Source organism: Mesorhizobium sp. M8A.F.Ca.ET.165.01.1.1 (assembly GCF_004792065.1).
Taxonomy (GTDB): domain Bacteria; phylum Pseudomonadota; class Alphaproteobacteria; order Rhizobiales; family Rhizobiaceae; genus Mesorhizobium.
The window spans coordinates 158,776-174,418 of record NZ_SRTH01000002.1; the positions used below are offsets into that span (position 1 = coordinate 158,776).

Consider the following 15,643-nt stretch of genomic DNA (forward strand, 5'->3'; position numbering starts at 1 on the left):
TTTCTACCCTAGCGCGGATGTCGCAACGTGATGTCTTGACGTCTCGATCGCCGAAAACCGCTTCAGGAAGGCATTCTGCGCCGAGGTCACCGAGCGTGGCGCGAAGTCGAAGCGCTCCGCGGAAAAACCGCGCGGGCGGCCGAAGAACTCCGTCGCCTCGGCGCTCGAAAAGCCGGCGAGCAGCGTTGCCTCGAAATAGGCGGCGATCTGGTCGGCGCGCTTGATCTCCTTGCGCAGGACGGCGGCCGGTTCGGGAGGCAGCGAGAAACGCAGATGGATGGCGCGCTGCAGGCGCAATTCGCAATCCTTGTAGCTGCCGCCCATCACCGACTTGAATGGCGAGATCATGTCGCCGATGACATATTCGGGGGCGTCGTGCAGCAGCGCCGCCAACTGGTCGTCGGCCGAAGCCTGGGGCACCAGTTCGTTGAACAGCGCCTCGACTAGCAGCGAATGCTGGGCGACGGAAAAGGCGTGCTCGCCGCGGGTCTGGCCATTCCAGCGGGCAACGCGGGCAAGCCCATGCGCAATGTCCGAGATCTCGATGTCGAGCGGCGAGGGGTCGAGCAGGTCGAGCCTGCGGCCTGACAGCATGCGCTGCCAGGCGCGTGGTGGCGCGCCGGCGCGGTCCGCCGCCATCAGGTTTCCTCCGTGCCGGCGGCATCCTGCGGGAAACTGAATTTGGCCCAGGCAGGAATGGTGAGCGTCACCGGAGCATCGGCCGCCAGAATCGGTTGGCCAACGTCCAACGCCGCCTTGACCCTGTCTATGCGGGCAATGGCGAGCCCTGATGTGCCGGCACTTGAGCCGAGCGTGCCGACCGACCGCCCCTCGACAGTCAGTTCGGTGCCGACGGGGGGCAAGGGAAGCCCGGCCTCGACAATCAGCACGCGCCGCCTGGCCGTGCCCCGATGCTGCATGCGCGAGACCACCTCCTGGCCGACATAGCAGCCCTTCTTGAAGCCGACACCGCCCATCTCGTCGAGCAGCACGTCATGCGGGAACGCATCGCCGAGTGCATAGTCGGGTCCGCTCTCGGCAATGCCGTGGGCGATGCGAAAGGCCTGCCACGCGGCGATGTCGCCGGTATCCGCGGTGCCGGCATAGAAGCGCGTGACGCCTTCGTCGCCAAAGCGCCTGTCGGCGACCGCGGTTGAATCACTTTCTGAGGCGATTGATTCCTTTCCCCACGCGACGGTGACAAGCGTTTGTTCCGACTTGGCAATCTCGACCTTGGCGCGAAGCTTGTAGAGCATCAGCCGGCGAATGAAATCGTCTGAAACGTCGGCACGGCATTCGATGCGGAAGGCGTTTTCGCCGGCCCGCGAGATCAGGAAGTCGAACAGGATCTTGCCTTGCGGCGTCAACAGCGCGCCCGGCTTGGCCTCACCATTGCCAAGCGCATCGAGATCCGTGGTCAGGATGTTTTGCAGAAAGTGTTCGGCATCCGGGCCGGAGACGATGATGAGCGCGCGGTCTTTCAGCAGGGCAAAGGGCATGGGGCGGATAAAAGCCTGATCTTGCAAAACGGTTGGCCATTACGTAAGCCGCTGACACTCCCCCCGCAAGAGAGCATCACCATGACCTACGACCTCATCCTGACAGGCGGCACAGTGGTCAATCATGACGGCGAGGGGCTGCGCGACGTCGGCGTGACGGGCGGGCGCATCGCCGCGATCGGCGATCTGCGCCAGGCCTCGGCTGGCGAGACGATCGACTGCCGGGGCCTGCATATCCTGCCGGGCGTCGTCGACAGCCAGGTGCATTTCCGCGAGCCGGGACTGGAGCACAAGGAAGACCTGGAAACGGGTTCGCGCGCGGCGGTGCTGGGCGGTGTCACCGCCGTGTTCGAAATGCCCAACACCAACCCGCTGACCACCAGCGAGGCAACGCTTGCCGACAAGGTCCGGCGTGGCAGCGGCCGCATGCATTGCGATTTTGCTTTCTGGGTTGGCGGTACCCGCGACAACGCCAGGGAGGTCGGCGACCTCGAACGTTTGCCGGGCGCGGCAGGAATAAAGGTCTTCATGGGCTCGTCCACCGGCGACCTGCTGGTCGAGGACGATGAAGGCGTCGCCTCGATCCTGCGAAACACCCGCCGCCGCGCCGCTTTTCATTCGGAGGATGAGTTCCGGCTGCGCGAGCGCCTGGGCAAGCGCATCGAGGGCGACCCGTCATCGCATCCGGTCTGGCGTGACGAGATCGCCGCCTTGCGCTGCACCGAAAGGCTGGTCCGCATCGCGCGCGACGTCCGCGCCCGCATCCACGTCCTGCACATCTCGACCGCCGAGGAAATACTGTTCCTCGAACAGCACAAGGATGTCGCGACCTGCGAGGCGACACCGCACCATCTGACGCTGAGCGCCGACGACTATGCGCGCCTCGGCACGCTGATCCAGATGAACCCGCCGGTGCGCGACAAGCGCCACCGCGACGGCGTCTGGCGTGGCATTGCGCAGGGCATTGTCGACGTGCTCGGCTCCGACCACGCGCCGCACACATTGGCCGAGAAGGCAAAATCCTATCCGGCTTCACCCTCGGGCATGACCGGCGTGCAGACGCTGGTGCCGATCATGCTCGACCACATCAATGCCGGCCGGCTGACCCTGCAGCGCTTTGTCGATCTCTCCAGTCATGGCCCGCAGCGCATCTTCGGCATGGCCCGGAAAGGCCGCATCGCCGCCGGCTACGACGCCGACTTCACCATTGTCGACATGAAGCGGCGCGAGACCATCGCCAATGCGCAGGCCGGCTCGAAAGCCGGCTGGACACCCTATGACGGCAAGCAGGTGACCGGCTGGCCGGTCGGCACCGTCATCCGCGGTCAGCGCGTCATGTGGGAAGGCGAAATCGCCACGCCGGGCCAGGGCAGGGCGGTGGAGTTCTCCGAGGCGCTGCCTGGTTAGGCAACCAGTGGCTGTGCGTCACGTCTTTGATTTTTAAGCGTTCCACACTATGTTCAAGGCATTATGCAGGCACATAGCGCGCCTATGATTGACCCCGCCGAGTTTCCAGAGCTGCAAGCGCTCTTGTGGAATCGCGATGCCGCGCGACTGATCCCGGCCAACGAAGCATTTGCGTTGTACGAGCGCAATTGGCGCTTTGTCGATCAGACACGGCTTACGACGCGCGAGAAATTGCTTATCCAGAATCTCGCCAGCGAATTCGGTCACGGTATCCTTCTGACTGCCGGCTGAATTGTCCTCCTGTGCTGGTTTTCGCCTCGCATTTGCAACCTCAAAACCGGACATTTCGCGAGCGGAAGCCATGAAGGAATTCAGAAAGCCGGAACACAGGATTATCGCTGAAGCCCTCGCGCTTATGGACCGCGATTTCCTGACCGCAGCCCAATGCTGGTTCGGTGGCGGGACGGCGATTGTGTTGAAATTGGGCGAGTATAGGCGGTCGTTGGACGTCGATTTTCTGTGCGCGGACGTCGACGGCTATCGCCAATTGCGAATGTCAGCAGTCGAACGCGGTGTAAGGGCATTCTTTCCTGAACCAGTCGAAGCTGTACGGGATTTTCGGATTGATCAGTATGGCCTGAGGACCGTGGTAAAGTTGAGGGGGCAATTGATCAAGTTTGAAATCGTTCGTGAAGCCCGCATCCCATTGCAAGGTCGTTTCGACGACGATCTAAATGTACCTTCTTTGACCCCCTCGGACATGTTCGCCGAGAAGTTATTGGCGAATGCCGATCGATGCCAAGACCGTGCTGTCGGCTATCGCGATGCTATTGATCTGGGGATGTTGATCAGCGCCTACCGGGAGATCCCGAGCGACGCTGTAGCCAAGGCCCAGGCTGCATATGGACAGGATATCCAGCGCAAGGTTGTTTGGGTGGTTAACAAGCTTCGGGATGCGGAAGAGTTGAATTACGCAGCCGAGATCCTACAGATGGAGGCTGACATGGCTTGCGGCGCCATTTCGGCTCTTCGAAATGAGAGCATTCGCATTTGGCCTGATGCTGACATCAGCGAAGAACCTGCCAGCCCGCTCAAATAGCAACATCGTCTACGATGCTTGCATCCTGGCGCAACCAGGCAGGCGATGGCTTCAATCGCCGGCCACGAAGAAGGTCCATTGTCCGGCGGGTGTGATGCCGACGCGATAGAAGATGTAGGCGCCGAACTGTTTCATGTCGTCGAAATCGCCGGCCGTGACGATCTTGAACAGCTCGACCCGCTGCTTGGCGTCGAGTTTGTCGAGCGGCAGCGCGAAGAAATACGGCCAGACATAGAGTTCCTGTGGCGTGCCCGCATCGACACGGACGTAGCCGGCGGAGAGCACCTCCTCCAGAATAGCCAGGATCTCCTGGCCGTCAGGGTCGCCCGACAGCCCTTTGAGGAAGGCGATGGCGTCGCCATCGATATCGGCAAGCGACAGTTGGGTCATGCTGTCGCCCTTGCCGATCAAGGGCCTGAGCTTCTCGATGTCGCCGCTCTTGCAGGCTTCGATGATCAGGTCATGCATGCGCCGCACCGGCTCGGGCAGCTTGCCGAGGTCGTAGACGACTTCCGGCAGGGGCGCCTCGGGATCGACACGCGGCCTGTTGCTGCCGCCATCCGATGGAGTGTCAGGCTCCGCGGCGTCGGGAGCGGCCGGTTGGCTGCTCGAAGGCGATGTCCCCACCGGGTCAGGCATCGGAACTGTGCTTCCGGGCGTTGAACTATCGCCATCCGTCGACGGTGTGACCGGCGAGGGGAGTTCTTCGTTTTTGATCTCGCTCAGTGCATAGGCAGGGCTGCTGGCCAGGCACGTCGCCAAGGCAATCGCGCCACAGCAAGCAGCGAGGCGGATGTAGAGGACAAGGCCCTCCGGCCTGCCTGACATCGGAAAATTCACTGCCCGTATCTCCCTGCTCCGGGCATGGTGCCCGATCGGCATCCAATCGTCAAAGAACCTGATATCGGTTCAGTGCCGCAGCCGCTCGGGTTCGAAGGCGCCAGCAATCACTTTTTCACGCATACGGTCCAGCAGGGCAAGGGCCGAGGTCTCGCCATTGGCGCGCAGCATTTCGCCGAATGCCGTTTCGAGTGCCGCCTCGGCAATGATCTCGGGCTCGATGCCGGCCGAAAGACCTTCCGCCCAGGCTTCGCTGTGGCTCTCAACCGCCGTCAGGCGCTTCTCTTCCCTGACCAGCGCGTCGATGTCGTTGGCAGCATGTTCCATAAGCGATGTCCACCCTTTCAAGCGGCAACCCATCAGTGTGGATCAGGCTTGATCTGTTCCATTCATAGGCAGCTCCAAGTAAGTATCTGTAAATACGACATTTTTTAGATCGTCTGTTACAGGGGCCGACTGTGTTTGGCGAAGCTGCGTTTCAACCCGGATCAAACTTAGCCGATTAGGCCGGCCTGCGGGGCGAAAACCTTCAGTTTGAGTTAATTCCGCATTCGCGTGGTAACGTTTGATTAACGCTGTTGCAGAAGTGCAACATCAGGATTGCACCAAGACTTAGACAGGCACAAGCCGGATATGGCGATCATCGGTCGCGACGGGCCTGATATCTGTTGATGGATGCTCAGTTGCCATAACGCGAGGCGATGTCGCGCGACAGCGTCTCACCTTCCTTCATATAACGGCTGATGGCTTCAGTGGCCGAAGCGGTGCACTGGGTGTAGGTGCCGCCGAAGGAACGATAGCCGCGGTTGAAGCTGGCGATGAAGCGGGCGCGGCGTTCCGGGTCAGGGTTTTCCGAATCGAGCAGTTTTTCCATCTCGTCCCGCCACTGGTCGCCTTTCTCCCCGCACAGATTGCGCAGGAAATGCAGTGACCCCAGAACTTCCGCCAGCCGCATCAGCCCCGGCTCGAACGGCGACTCGGCACTGAAGGCAGGCCGCGCCGGGACAGCCGCGCTGACAGCAAGGCAAATGGCGAGAAGTATTGACGGACGGTTCATAAATCTTCTCTGACCGACGGCTTAGGCCGTTATCGTCTGTCGAACGGCTTAGGCCGTCATGGCTGGCGAGACAACAGAAGCCTTGTGACGAAACAATTTGTCGCCTGCAAGGCGATTTTCAGTGCCGCCTCAGTGGGTCTGAAGGGGACCGAGGAGTTCCTCTGCGACCGCGAATACCGAGCCGACAAGCGGCAGCAGGGTCATCTCCTTGAGTGTATAGAAGGCCGCTGTCTCGGCGTCGTCACTGGCCACGGCCTCGCCACCGGCATAGGCGGCGCCGAAGACCGTGAGCAGATAGTCGACTGGGTGGCTGTCGTCCCTGCCGTCGATGTGGATTTCCCGAAGAGGCCGCAAGCCGGTGGCGCGCAAGCCGGTCTCTTCCACCAGTTCACGCCGTGCCGCATCCTCCAGCGTCTCGTCGCCTTCGACCTTGCCGCCGGGAAAGGCGTAGAGCCCTTGCGAAGGCGGCCTTGCCCGTTTCACGAGGAGTATGCTGTCCCCCCGCACGACGGCGACCGAGACGGCGGGAAGTGTCTTTCGTGCTTCGTTCATGATCAGGTTCATTCGCGGGCCGGTCTGTTGTGGACCGCCCGGTAAGAGGAAGCATTACCGGTTGCGCAACACCGGTTCCATAGCCACTTTCGGAGCCGAACCATTCGAAAGGCTCCATCATGTGCGGACGTTTTGCCTTGACCGCCACGCCGGACCGGACCGCCGCCTTCCTGGGCCTTGCCGAGCTCGAGGATTTCCCGGCCCGCTACAACATCGCGCCGACGCAGCCGGTCCTGATGGCGACTGCTGGCGTGCCGCGGGCTGCAGGTTCCAACCTGCCGGATCGGCAGCCGATGCTGGTGCGCTGGGGGCTCCTTCCTGCCTGGGTCAAGGACACCAGGGAGTTTCCGCTGCTGTTCAACGCGCGCTCGGAAGGCGCAGTCGAAAAGGCCTCGTTCAAGGCCGCCATGCGCCATCGCCGTGCGCTGGTGCCGGCATCCGGCTTTTACGAGTGGCGGCAGACCGGAGGCAGGAAGGGGCAACCCTATTGGATCCGGCCGCGGCATGGCGGATTGGTCGCCTTTGCCGGCCTGATCGAAACCTATGCCGAGCCGGGCGGCTCGGAGATGGACACCGGCGCCATCCTGACCGTCAACGCCAACGCCGACATCGCCCATATCCATGACCGCATGCCGGTGGTGATCGATGTCTCCGACTTTGCCCGCTGGCTGGATTGCCGCACGCTCGAACCGCGCGATGTCGCCCATCTGCTGCGGCCGGCACAGCCCGATTTCTTCGAGGCGATCCCTGTCTCCGGCCTTGTCAACAAGGTCGCCAACACCGGACCGGAGATTCAAGAGAGGGGCGAGGTTGGGCCGGAACCCGAGAAAGTCAGGCGCCAGAAACCCGGCGCGGACGACAGTCAGATGACGCTGTTCTAGCGAAGCCAGTCGGGGTCTTTATGTTCAGGGCGCTTGTTCGCACCCTCGGTGTCGGCCGGGGCGCCGCTTCAGGCGGCGCGGGGCGATACGATCTTCTGCGCCGGCTTCTTCTTCTTGGCGGTGTGAAGAAGGGCGGCGACGATGGCTGCCGGACCGATCGCACGATAGTGGTTGGCCAGCGCCGGTTGCTTGGCGCGATTGGCTTCCTGCTTGCTTCGAGACATGTTTCTCTTCCCAGATAACGTTTTCGTGTATGCGACTTGGTCGCCGAATCCGACCAAATCGTGACGCTTGCTGATCTAGCCGGCGAATGTTTCATGACTGTGCCGACATGTTTAATAAAATGTTTCATTGGCTGATTCCGTGTAATCGGGCGATGCGTTTGCCAGCCCTCGCGATGTTTTTCCCGGGATCAGCGACTTGACGGCAACACTGGTCGGGGCGATAAAGCCGCCCATGAAAACGTCTTTCGCCATTTGTGGCATATGCATTATTGGCTAGCCTCGCGCTGGTCCGGACGTTTTCGCCTCATCTTCCCCAGATTGGACAAACGCCCCGGCCAGCAGGCTGGAGTCTGATTTGCGCCTCGGCGCGGGGCTGGCTCCATCCAGACAAGAAGTTCTGAAACCGGGAAGGCTTGGAATGTCTGACGCATCGCAGGGCCTGCGCCTCTACAACACGCTGACGCGCGCGAAAGAGGACTTCGTGCCGATCGATCCGCGAAATGTGCGCATGTATGTCTGCGGCCCGACCGTCTACGACTTCGCCCATATCGGCAACGCCAGGCCGGTCATCGTCTTCGACGTGCTGTTCCGTCTGCTGCGCCATCTCTATGGCGAGACGCACGTCACCTATGTGCGCAACATCACCGACGTCGACGACAAGATCAACGCGCGCGCGTTGCGTGATTTCGGCGGCGAGATATCAGCCGGCACACTGTCGCTTAACGAAGCGATCCGGCGGGTTACCGAAAAAACCGCCGACCAGTTCCACAGGGACGTCGCCACGCTTGGCTGCCTGGAGCCGACGGTCGAGCCGCGCGCCACCGAATTCGTCGAGCCCCGCGCCGACGGTAAGGCTGACATGATCACCTTGATTCTAAGCCTGATCGGGCGCGGCCACGCCTATGTCGCGGCGGGCGAAGTTCTGTTCGATACTGCATCGATGCCGGACTATGGGCAATTGTCGAAACGCAATCTCGACGAGCAGCAGGCCGGCGCCCGCATCGCCGTCGACGCCCACAAGAAAAACCCCGGCGATTTCGTGCTGTGGAAACTGTCTTCGGCCGAAGAGCCGGGCTGGCAAAGTCCGTGGGGCAGGGGCCGGCCCGGCTGGCATATCGAATGCTCGGCCATGTCGGCTGCCTATCTCGGCGAGGTCTTCGACATCCATGGCGGCGGCCTCGATCTGATCTTCCCGCACCATGAGAACGAGATCGCCCAGTCGCGCTGCGCCCACGGCACGTCGGTCATGGCCAATGTGTGGATGCACAACGGCTTCCTGCAGGTCGAGGGCCAGAAGATGTCGAAGAGCCTCGGTAATTTCTACTCGATCCACGAATTGCTGGAGACCGACACTTTTGGTGGTCGCAAATGGCCGGGCGACGTGCTGCGGCTGGCGATGCTGATGACGCATTATCGCGAACCGATCGACTTTTCCGTGCGCAAGCTGGAGGAGGCGGAAAACACGCTGCGCAAATGGAAACGCGCGGCGGATCTGGCGCCGGCCGCGGGAAGTCGGTTGCCGGTGGAGGTGGTGGAGGCGCTGTCGGATGACCTCGCGACCTACGCGGCCTTCCAGCAACTGACCCAGCTTGCAGGCGAGGCGACCGAATTCAACGGCGTTGGCGAAAATGGCGCTGCGGCTTCCTTGAAAACCTCGCTCGCATTCCTCGGTTTCGACGTCGGCGCGGCTAAGGTCGACGAGGTCGCGATCGCTCAGGCCATCGCCAGGCGCCTGCAGTTCATCGCCGCGAAGAACTGGGCCGAGGCCGACCGCATCCGCGATGAACTGCTGGCCAAGGGAGTGCAGCTGAAGGACGGCAAGGACCCGGTCACCGGCGAGCGCATGACGACTTGGGAGATCAAGCGGTGAGAGTGGTTGCTGTTATGGCCGGAGTGGAGAGGTTGGCGGGCCGTAGAGAGCTGATCTCGACAGTCCAAGGTGCCGGCAGCCCGCCAAGGCTGCTGCGCTTCTGGAACGACGACGTGATCCGCGATATCGACAATGTCTGCCAGCACATCGTCATCGAGGCCGCGCTGGCCAATGCCGAAATGCCGGCGAGCGAACCGACAACGGAGGAACTCGTTCCATGATCGACCATCTCGGCATCACCGTGTCTGATTTCGACAATTCAAAAGCCTTCTACGACAAGGCGATGGCGCCGCTCGGTGCCTCGCTGCTTTACATGGTGCCGCAGGAATACACCGGTGGCGCCAAGGTCGGCGGTTATGGCCGCGACCGGCCAGTGTTCTGGCTGAGCGCGGCCAGCGAAAAGCCCCGAGATCACCAGCACGTCGCCTTCACCGCGCGCAGCCGCGCCGAGGTCGACGCCTTCCATGCCGCCGCCCTTGCAGCCGGCGGCAAGGACAATGGCGGGCCGGGCCTGCGCCCGCACTATCACCCCAACTACTACGGCGCCTTCGTCTTCGATCCCGACGGCAACAATGTCGAGGCGGTCTGCCATGATCCGGAGGGAGCCCATGGATCGGAGTGAAAGTCGATGAGCCTCGACAATCGGCCGGTCTATACGGGCGGCTGCCAGTGCGGCGCGGTGCGCTTTCGCGTCGAAGGCGCGCTTGGCGACGCCTCGGTCTGCCACTGCCGCATGTGCCAGAAGGCGAGCGGCAATTTCTACCTGCCGCTGGTCTCGGTGCGCGGCGCCAAGGTCGATTGGACGCGCGGCGAGCCCAAGCGGTTCCGGTCCTCCAATGCGGCCTGGCGTGGCTTCTGCGCCGAATGCGGCACGCCGTTGACCTTCGAGGCGCCCGACGGCATGGCGCTGGCGATCGCCGCCTTCGACGATCCGGCTGGTATCGCGCCGACCATCCAATGGGGCACGGAGGCGAAACTGCCCTACGTGGATTCCATTCCGCGATTGCCGGGCGAGGACACGATGGCGGATATGGGCTCGGCCCCCTATCTCGCCGAGCTCGTCTCCTATCAGCATCCCGACCACGACACCGACCAATGGCCGCCGGAGGAAAGACCATGACCGAGACAGTCCGAACCGGCGGCTGCCAATGCGGCGCCGTGCGCTTCCGCATCAAGGGCGCGCTGGGACGCCCATCCATCTGCCATTGCCGGATGTGCCAGAAACAGTTCGGTTCCTTCTTCGGCGCGCTGGTGACGGTGCCCAAGGATGGTGTCGAATGGACCCGTGAGGAGCCCAGCTATTTCCAGTCGTCGGTCAACATCGATCGCGGCTTCTGCGCCCGGTGCGGCACGCCGCTGACCTACCGGCAGCCCGGCGGGCTCGAGATCGCCATCGGCGCCTTCGACGACCGCTCCGATCTGGCGCCGCGGATCCAGGTCAACTATGCGGCACGGCTGCCTTGGGTGGAGACGATCTTCGAGCAACCCGTCCACCAGGATCCCGACTATTACGCGCGACAGGAGCAGATCATCTCCTTCCAACATCCCGATCACGAAACGGCCAATTGGCCGCAACAGGGCCTGAAACTATGAGCTTGCGCACCCTCTATCCGGAAATCGAACCGTTCGACTCGGGCATGCTCGACGTCGGTGATGGCCATCAGGTCTATTGGGAGCGTTCGGGCACCAAGGGCGCCAAGCCGGCGGTGTTCCTGCATGGCGGGCCGGGCGGCACCATCTCGCCAAAACACCGGCGGCTGTTCGACCCCAAGCTTTACGATGTCATCCTGTTCGATCAGCGCGGCTGCGGCAAGTCGACGCCGAATGCCTCGCTGGAGGCCAACACGACCTGGCATCTCGTTGCCGACATCGAACGCCTGCGCGAAATGGCCGGCTTCGATAGATGGCTCGTGTTCGGCGGTTCCTGGGGCTCGACACTGGCGCTCGCCTACGCCGAGACACACCCTGATCGCGTCAGCGAACTGGTGGTGCGCGGCATCTATACGCTGACCCGCGCTGAGCTTGAATGGTATTATCAGTTCGGCGTCTCAGAGATGTTCCCCGACAAGTGGGAACGTTTCCTGGCGCCGATTCCCGAGGTCGAGCGCGGCGACATGATGGGCGCCTACCGCAAGCGGCTGGTCGGCTCCGACCGCAAGATGCGGATCGAGGCCGCCCGCGCCTGGAGCCTCTGGGAAGGCGAGACGATCACCCTGCTGCCGGAGCCTGAAACCAGCGGTCCCTTTGGCGAGGACGACTACGCCGTCGCCTTTGCCCGCATCGAGAACCACTATTTCGTCCACGCCGGGTGGCTGGAGGAGGGGCAGTTGCTGCGCGATGCCGGAAAGCTCAAGGACATTCCGGGCACCATCGTCCATGGCCGCTACGACATGCCGTGCCCGGCGCGCTACGCCTGGGCGCTGCACAAGGCCTGGCCCAAGGCGGACTTTCATCTGATCGAGGGTGCCGGCCATGCCTATTCGGAGCCGGGCATCCTCGATCAGCTGATCCGCGCGACGGACAAATATGCAGGTAAATGACAGTGCCTGACTGCGCTCTGCTACGACTTTTCGAGCTATGGCCATGACAAAACAACGCCTCTATCTCTTCGACACCACACTGCGCGATGGCCAGCAGACGCCGGGCATCGACTTTTCGGTCGAGGACAAGATCGCGATTGCCAAACTGCTCGACGGGTTCGGCTTCGACTATGTCGAAGGTGGCTATCCCGGCGCCAACCCGACCGATACCGCCTTCTTTCAGCAAAAGCGCACGGCACGCGCCAAATTCGTCGCTTTCGGCATGACCAAGCGGGCTGGGGTCTCCGCCTCCAACGATCCGGGACTGGCGGCACTCGTCCAGTCGAAATCGGACGCCATCTGCTTCGTCGCCAAGAGCTGGGATTACCATGTTCGCGTCGCGCTCGGTTGCACCAACGAGGAGAACCTCGAGTGCATAAAGGTGTCCGTCGAGACATCAGTCGCTTCGGACAAGGAAGCAATGGTCGATTGCGAGCATTTCTTCGACGGCTTCAAGGCCAACCCGGACTATGCGCTTGCCTGCGCGAAGACAGCTTATGATGCCGGCGCGCGCTGGGTGGTGCTTTGCGACACCAATGGCGGCACGCAGCCCTCCGAAGTGCGGGCAATCGTTGAAAAGGTCATCGCCGCGGGCATCCCGGGCCAGCATCTCGGCATCCACGCCCATGACGACACCGGCCAGGCGGTGGCCAATTCCCTTGCCGCCGTCGAAGCCGGCGTGCGTCAGATCCAGGGCACGCTGAACGGCATTGGCGAGCGCTGCGGCAACGCCAATCTGATCTCCATCGTGCCGACGCTGGCGCTGAAGCCGGCTTTCGCCGACCGCTTCGAGACTGGAATTTCAGCCGAATCGCTGACCGGCATCTCAAGGCTGTCCCGCGCCTTCGACGAATTGTTGAACCGTGCCCCGGAAGCGCAGGCCCCCTATGTCGGCTCGTCCGCCTTTGCCACCAAGGCCGGCATTCATGCTTCCGCGCTTGCCAAGGAGCCGGCGACTTATGAGCACGTGCCGCCGGAATCCGTGGGCAACCGTCGCCGCGTCATGGTCTCTGACCAGGGCGGCAAGGCCAATTTCCTCGCCGAGTTGAAGCGGCGCGGCATCGATGTGCCGAAGGACGATCACCGGCTCGACGCCCTGATATCCGTGGTCAAGGAGCGTGAGGCGTCGGGCTATGCCTATGAGGGCGCCGACGCCTCCTTCGAACTCCTGGCGCGCAAGATGCTGCATGGCCTGCCCGAGTTCTTCCACGTCACCTCGTTCCGCTGCATGATCGAGCGCCGCTTCGATGCCAACGGACAGTTGAAGACGGTATCGGAAGCGGTGGTCAAGGTGCTGGTCGAGGGCGAGGAGAAGATGTCGGTGGCCGAGGGCCATGGCCCGGTCAACGCGCTCGACATCGCGCTCCGCAAGGATCTCGGCAGATACCAGAACGAGATCGCCGATCTCGAACTCGCCGACTTCAAGGTGCGTATCCTCAATGGCGGCACCGAGGCCATCACCCGCGTGCTCATCGAATCGCATGACGGCACCGGCGCCCGCTGGTGGACGGTCGGTGTCTCCGAAAACATTATTGACGCATCGTTCCAGGCGCTGATGGATTCAATCATCTACAAGCTGATGAAGAACCGCGAGATGGCGGGGCTGGTGGCTGCGGAGTAAGTTGAACCATCAGCGAAAGTCCATTGATCCATCAGAACTTTGCGATGGTCTTGCCAAGGTTACTGGGCCATAGCGTTGGGCCATGGCCGCTGAAGCAATTGCCTCCGATACAGATTCAAAAGCCCGCCGCGGCTTCTTGCTGGCGCTGGGCGCTTATCTCTTGTGGGGGTTGCTGCCCTTCTACATGAAGGCGGTGGCGCATCTGCCGCTTGCCGAGGTCATTGCACATCGCATCGTCTGGTCGCTGCCGATTGCCGCGGCGGTCCTGGTCTGGGCCGGCCGCACGGCCGATTTCAAGGCGGCGATCCGCTCGCCCCGTACCATCGCCATGGCGGCGCTGACGGCGGCGTTGATTTCGGTAAACTGGGGCATTTACGTCTGGGCGATCGCCGTCGACCGCACCGTCGAGACAGCCCTCGGCTATTACATCAACCCGCTGGTCAACGTCGTGGTCGGCGCGCTGCTGCTTGGCGAACGGCTCGACCGGCTGCAGATCGCGGCGGTGGCGCTTGCCGCGGTTGCCGTCGCCGTACTGACGATCGATGGCGGCAAGCTGCCCTGGGTGTCGCTGGCGTTGGCGTTTTCCTTCGCCGCCTACGGCTTCTTCCGCAAGACGCTGCCGATCGGCCCCAGCCAGGGTTTCCTGCTCGAAGTGCTTTTGCTGTCGGTGCCGGCGCTGGGCTACATCGTCTTCCTGATCGCCACCGGACAGGACCATTTCGTCTCCAGCAATGGCACCGACACCGCGCTGCTCATCGGCTGCGGGCCGGTGACCGCCGTGCCGCTGCTGCTGTTCGCCTTCGGCGCCAAGCTGCTGCGCCTCTCGACCATCGGCATCATGCAGTACATAGCGCCGACCATGGTGTTTCTGATTGCCGTGCTGATCTTCGACGAGCCGTTCGGCACAACGCAGGCTATCGCCTTTGCCCTGATCTGGGCGGCGCTTGCGATCTATTCCTGGTCCATGCTGGCGACGGCGCGCCGGGCTACATCTGTCCGAGCCGTCTGACGAAAAGATAGGTCGCGCCCGCGATCAGCAGCGATACGGCGGTGACCACCCAGAAGCCCAATGGGGTGTTGACCAGCGGCAGGCCGCCGACATTCATGCCAAACAGGCCCGAGATGATGGTCATCGGCAACAGCACCGCCGTCATCACCGAGAGCACATAGAGCAGCCGGTTCGACTGCGTCGTCAGCTTGGCCATCAGCTCGTCCTGCAGCAACCGCGTGCGCGCCTGCAATTGCTCGCCGTCATAGTGCAGCGTCTGGGCGCGGTGCGAAAGCCGCGCTGCCATGTCGTTGATCGAATCCGGCAGGTCGTTGCGGTGCGAATGGTCGAGGTGGCGAAACAGATTTGTCAGCGTCGCCATCTGCCGGTGGATGACCACCAGGTGCCGGCGCGCATCGACCAGCGCCTGCCGCTCATTGTGCCATGCGTCGCAGACGATACGGTCCTCGATGCCGTCGAGACTGTCGCTGAGTGACGCCAGTTCCGTCGCCATGCCGTCGAACGACTGCCCGACGACAGCCTCGATCAGCTCGGCCGGCGAGCGGAACTTGCGCGATCCGTTCTCGATCGCCTTGCGGATGTTGTCGACCGATTGCAGCGGTTGCTTGCGGGCGCCGACCAGCATCGTGTCGTTGAGGGCGAAGCGGAAATGACCAAGCCCGCCGGCTTCCGCCGAATAATCATGGCGCAGGTCCGGCAGATCGCCGTAGAGCCAGTCATCCTCGAGGTCGATATGGCAGCCATGGCTGGCGCCCAGGAAGGCTTCGCGCACCGGCGCCGGCAAGGCCTTATCGGCGCCGATCTCGTGGCGGGCGCGCATGTCGGAAAGCTGGTAGCTGCGCCATGTCCAGTGCGCGGCGGCGGCATCCCTGGTGCGCGCGCCCTCGGCGGTAAAGTGGTAGATGAAGAACAGCCCGTGCTCATCTGGCAGGTAAGGCGACAGGTCGGTGCCTTCGGCGGGGAGGGCGATATTCATGGCGGCTTCGCCGGTCTCTGATGCGGTCG

20 protein-coding genes are annotated in these 15,643 nt (G+C 62.7%); 12 read left to right on the forward strand and 8 right to left on the reverse strand.

Translation table 11 applies throughout. The features are described from left to right. Positions 1-3 precede the first annotated feature (3 nt). Together EN808_RS05285 and EN808_RS05290 are read right to left on the reverse strand one after the other, a co-directional pair. On the reverse strand, positions 4-639 hold the full coding sequence (locus EN808_RS05285) for an HD family hydrolase (RefSeq protein WP_127871392.1): 636 nt from the start codon (positions 637-639) through the stop codon (positions 4-6). Continuing rightward, entirely contained in the window at positions 639-1,499 is an 861-nt protein-coding gene (locus tag EN808_RS05290) for a folate-binding protein YgfZ (protein ID WP_127278320.1), read from the reverse strand. Before EN808_RS05290 ends, EN808_RS05285 begins: the two co-directional genes overlap by 1 nt. A gap of 75 nt (positions 1,500-1,574) precedes the next feature. Here EN808_RS05290 and EN808_RS05295 point away from each other — a divergent pair, with 75 nt between their 5' ends. From EN808_RS05295 to EN808_RS05305, 3 genes are all read left to right on the forward strand, one after another. Further along, positions 1,575-2,906, forward strand: coding sequence for a dihydroorotase (locus tag EN808_RS05295; RefSeq protein WP_189524076.1), 1,332 nt, complete (start codon positions 1,575-1,577; stop codon positions 2,904-2,906). Between the two features lie 84 nt (positions 2,907-2,990). Continuing rightward, complete coding sequence (locus EN808_RS05300; protein WP_245511629.1) at positions 2,991-3,197, forward strand: hypothetical protein; 207 nt, start codon at positions 2,991-2,993, stop codon at positions 3,195-3,197. Between the two features lie 70 nt (positions 3,198-3,267). Further along, the gene (locus EN808_RS05305) at positions 3,268-4,005 is read left to right on the forward strand and encodes a nucleotidyl transferase AbiEii/AbiGii toxin family protein (protein ID WP_127278317.1); all 738 of its coding nucleotides are present in this window, start codon (positions 3,268-3,270) and stop codon (positions 4,003-4,005) included. 51 nt (positions 4,006-4,056) lie between these two features. Here the strand turns inward: EN808_RS05305 and EN808_RS05310 are convergent, their stop codons facing one another. The 4 genes from EN808_RS05310 to EN808_RS05325 form a co-directional block, all read right to left on the reverse strand. Continuing rightward, positions 4,057-4,845: a hypothetical protein gene (locus tag EN808_RS05310; protein WP_189524062.1), complete on the reverse strand. Its 789-nt coding sequence runs from the start codon at positions 4,843-4,845 to the stop codon at positions 4,057-4,059. A gap of 69 nt (positions 4,846-4,914) precedes the next feature. Further along, complete coding sequence (locus EN808_RS05315) at positions 4,915-5,172, reverse strand: hypothetical protein (protein ID WP_015318556.1); 258 nt, start codon at positions 5,170-5,172, stop codon at positions 4,915-4,917. Between the two features lie 352 nt (positions 5,173-5,524). Next, complete coding sequence (locus EN808_RS05320) at positions 5,525-5,902, reverse strand: TIGR02301 family protein (RefSeq protein WP_127278315.1); 378 nt, start codon at positions 5,900-5,902, stop codon at positions 5,525-5,527. A gap of 129 nt (positions 5,903-6,031) precedes the next feature. After that, positions 6,032-6,454 carry an NUDIX hydrolase gene (locus EN808_RS05325; RefSeq protein ID WP_127278314.1) on the reverse strand — a complete coding sequence of 141 codons (423 nt, stop codon included), beginning with the start codon at positions 6,452-6,454 and terminating at the stop codon, positions 6,032-6,034. A 119-nt stretch (positions 6,455-6,573) separates the two neighbouring features. On the opposite strand from EN808_RS05325, the gene EN808_RS05330 reads away from it, so the two are divergent. Then, on the forward strand, positions 6,574-7,335 hold the full coding sequence (locus EN808_RS05330) for an SOS response-associated peptidase (RefSeq protein ID WP_127278313.1): 762 nt from the start codon (positions 6,574-6,576) through the stop codon (positions 7,333-7,335). Positions 7,336-7,403: 68 nt separating this feature from the next. Here the strand turns inward: EN808_RS05330 and EN808_RS05335 are convergent, their stop codons facing one another. Continuing rightward, complete coding sequence (locus EN808_RS05335; protein ID WP_127278312.1) at positions 7,404-7,559, reverse strand: hypothetical protein; 156 nt, start codon at positions 7,557-7,559, stop codon at positions 7,404-7,406. Between the two features lie 418 nt (positions 7,560-7,977). Here EN808_RS05335 and cysS point away from each other — a divergent pair, with 418 nt between their 5' ends. From cysS to rarD, 8 genes are all read left to right on the forward strand, one after another. Beyond that, positions 7,978-9,429 carry a cysteine--tRNA ligase gene (gene cysS / locus EN808_RS05340; protein ID WP_135915323.1) on the forward strand — a complete coding sequence of 484 codons (1,452 nt, stop codon included), beginning with the start codon at positions 7,978-7,980 and terminating at the stop codon, positions 9,427-9,429. A 32-nt stretch (positions 9,430-9,461) separates the two neighbouring features. After that, positions 9,462-9,650 carry a hypothetical protein gene (locus EN808_RS05345; RefSeq protein WP_127280637.1) on the forward strand — a complete coding sequence of 63 codons (189 nt, stop codon included), beginning with the start codon at positions 9,462-9,464 and terminating at the stop codon, positions 9,648-9,650. Beyond that, positions 9,647-10,051 carry a VOC family protein gene (locus tag EN808_RS05350; protein ID WP_127280638.1) on the forward strand — a complete coding sequence of 135 codons (405 nt, stop codon included), beginning with the start codon at positions 9,647-9,649 and terminating at the stop codon, positions 10,049-10,051. The genes EN808_RS05345 and EN808_RS05350 overlap by 4 nt, the downstream gene beginning before the upstream one ends. A gap of 6 nt (positions 10,052-10,057) precedes the next feature. After that, positions 10,058-10,549, forward strand: coding sequence for a GFA family protein (locus EN808_RS05355; protein ID WP_127280639.1), 492 nt, complete (start codon positions 10,058-10,060; stop codon positions 10,547-10,549). Beyond that, positions 10,546-11,022: a GFA family protein gene (locus EN808_RS05360; RefSeq protein ID WP_127280640.1), complete on the forward strand. Its 477-nt coding sequence runs from the start codon at positions 10,546-10,548 to the stop codon at positions 11,020-11,022. The genes EN808_RS05355 and EN808_RS05360 overlap by 4 nt, the downstream gene beginning before the upstream one ends. Next, the gene (pip, locus tag EN808_RS05365; protein WP_127280641.1) at positions 11,019-11,969 is read left to right on the forward strand and encodes a prolyl aminopeptidase; all 951 of its coding nucleotides are present in this window, start codon (positions 11,019-11,021) and stop codon (positions 11,967-11,969) included. The genes EN808_RS05360 and pip overlap by 4 nt, the downstream gene beginning before the upstream one ends. Before the next feature lie 37 nt (positions 11,970-12,006). After that, positions 12,007-13,629: a citramalate synthase gene (cimA, locus tag EN808_RS05370; RefSeq protein WP_189524063.1), complete on the forward strand. Its 1,623-nt coding sequence runs from the start codon at positions 12,007-12,009 to the stop codon at positions 13,627-13,629. Positions 13,630-13,711: 82 nt separating this feature from the next. Further along, a complete protein-coding gene (gene rarD, locus EN808_RS05375; protein ID WP_127871405.1) occupies positions 13,712-14,638 on the forward strand; it encodes an EamA family transporter RarD in 927 nt (308 codons plus the stop codon). Here the strand turns inward: rarD and EN808_RS05380 are convergent. Beyond that, positions 14,616-15,614, reverse strand: coding sequence for a transporter (locus tag EN808_RS05380; RefSeq protein WP_127281220.1), 999 nt, complete (start codon positions 15,612-15,614; stop codon positions 14,616-14,618). The genes rarD and EN808_RS05380 overlap by 23 nt on opposite strands. Between the last annotated feature and the right edge of the window lie 29 nt (positions 15,615-15,643).

Excerpts from the sequence above, each read along its gene's own strand:
- cysS (WP_135915323.1), top strand. The coding sequence starts at position 7,978 with ATGTCTGACGCATCGCAGGGCCTGCGCCTCTACAACACGCTGACGCGC.
- EN808_RS05350 (WP_127280638.1), top strand. The coding sequence starts at position 9,647 with ATGATCGACCATCTCGGCATCACCGTGTCTGATTTCGACAATTCAAAA.
- EN808_RS05315 (WP_015318556.1), bottom strand. The coding sequence starts at position 5,172 with ATGGAACATGCTGCCAACGACATCGACGCGCTGGTCAGGGAAGAGAAG.
- EN808_RS05285 (WP_127871392.1), bottom strand. The coding sequence starts at position 639 with ATGGCGGCGGACCGCGCCGGCGCGCCACCACGCGCCTGGCAGCGCATG.
- EN808_RS05290 (WP_127278320.1), bottom strand. The coding sequence starts at position 1,499 with ATGCCCTTTGCCCTGCTGAAAGACCGCGCGCTCATCATCGTCTCCGGC.
- pip (WP_127280641.1), top strand. The coding sequence starts at position 11,019 with ATGAGCTTGCGCACCCTCTATCCGGAAATCGAACCGTTCGACTCGGGC.
- EN808_RS05355 (WP_127280639.1), top strand. The coding sequence starts at position 10,058 with ATGAGCCTCGACAATCGGCCGGTCTATACGGGCGGCTGCCAGTGCGGC.
- EN808_RS05320 (WP_127278315.1), bottom strand. The coding sequence starts at position 5,902 with ATGAACCGTCCGTCAATACTTCTCGCCATTTGCCTTGCTGTCAGCGCG.
- EN808_RS05300 (WP_245511629.1), top strand. The coding sequence starts at position 2,991 with ATGATTGACCCCGCCGAGTTTCCAGAGCTGCAAGCGCTCTTGTGGAAT.
- EN808_RS05325 (WP_127278314.1), bottom strand. The coding sequence starts at position 6,454 with ATGAACGAAGCACGAAAGACACTTCCCGCCGTCTCGGTCGCCGTCGTG.
- EN808_RS05380 (WP_127281220.1), bottom strand. The coding sequence starts at position 15,614 with ATGAATATCGCCCTCCCCGCCGAAGGCACCGACCTGTCGCCTTACCTG.
- EN808_RS05305 (WP_127278317.1), top strand. The coding sequence starts at position 3,268 with ATGAAGGAATTCAGAAAGCCGGAACACAGGATTATCGCTGAAGCCCTC.
- rarD (WP_127871405.1), top strand. The coding sequence starts at position 13,712 with ATGGCCGCTGAAGCAATTGCCTCCGATACAGATTCAAAAGCCCGCCGC.
- EN808_RS05360 (WP_127280640.1), top strand. The coding sequence starts at position 10,546 with ATGACCGAGACAGTCCGAACCGGCGGCTGCCAATGCGGCGCCGTGCGC.
- cimA (WP_189524063.1), top strand. The coding sequence starts at position 12,007 with ATGGCCATGACAAAACAACGCCTCTATCTCTTCGACACCACACTGCGC.
- EN808_RS05330 (WP_127278313.1), top strand. The coding sequence starts at position 6,574 with ATGTGCGGACGTTTTGCCTTGACCGCCACGCCGGACCGGACCGCCGCC.
- EN808_RS05335 (WP_127278312.1), bottom strand. The coding sequence starts at position 7,559 with ATGTCTCGAAGCAAGCAGGAAGCCAATCGCGCCAAGCAACCGGCGCTG.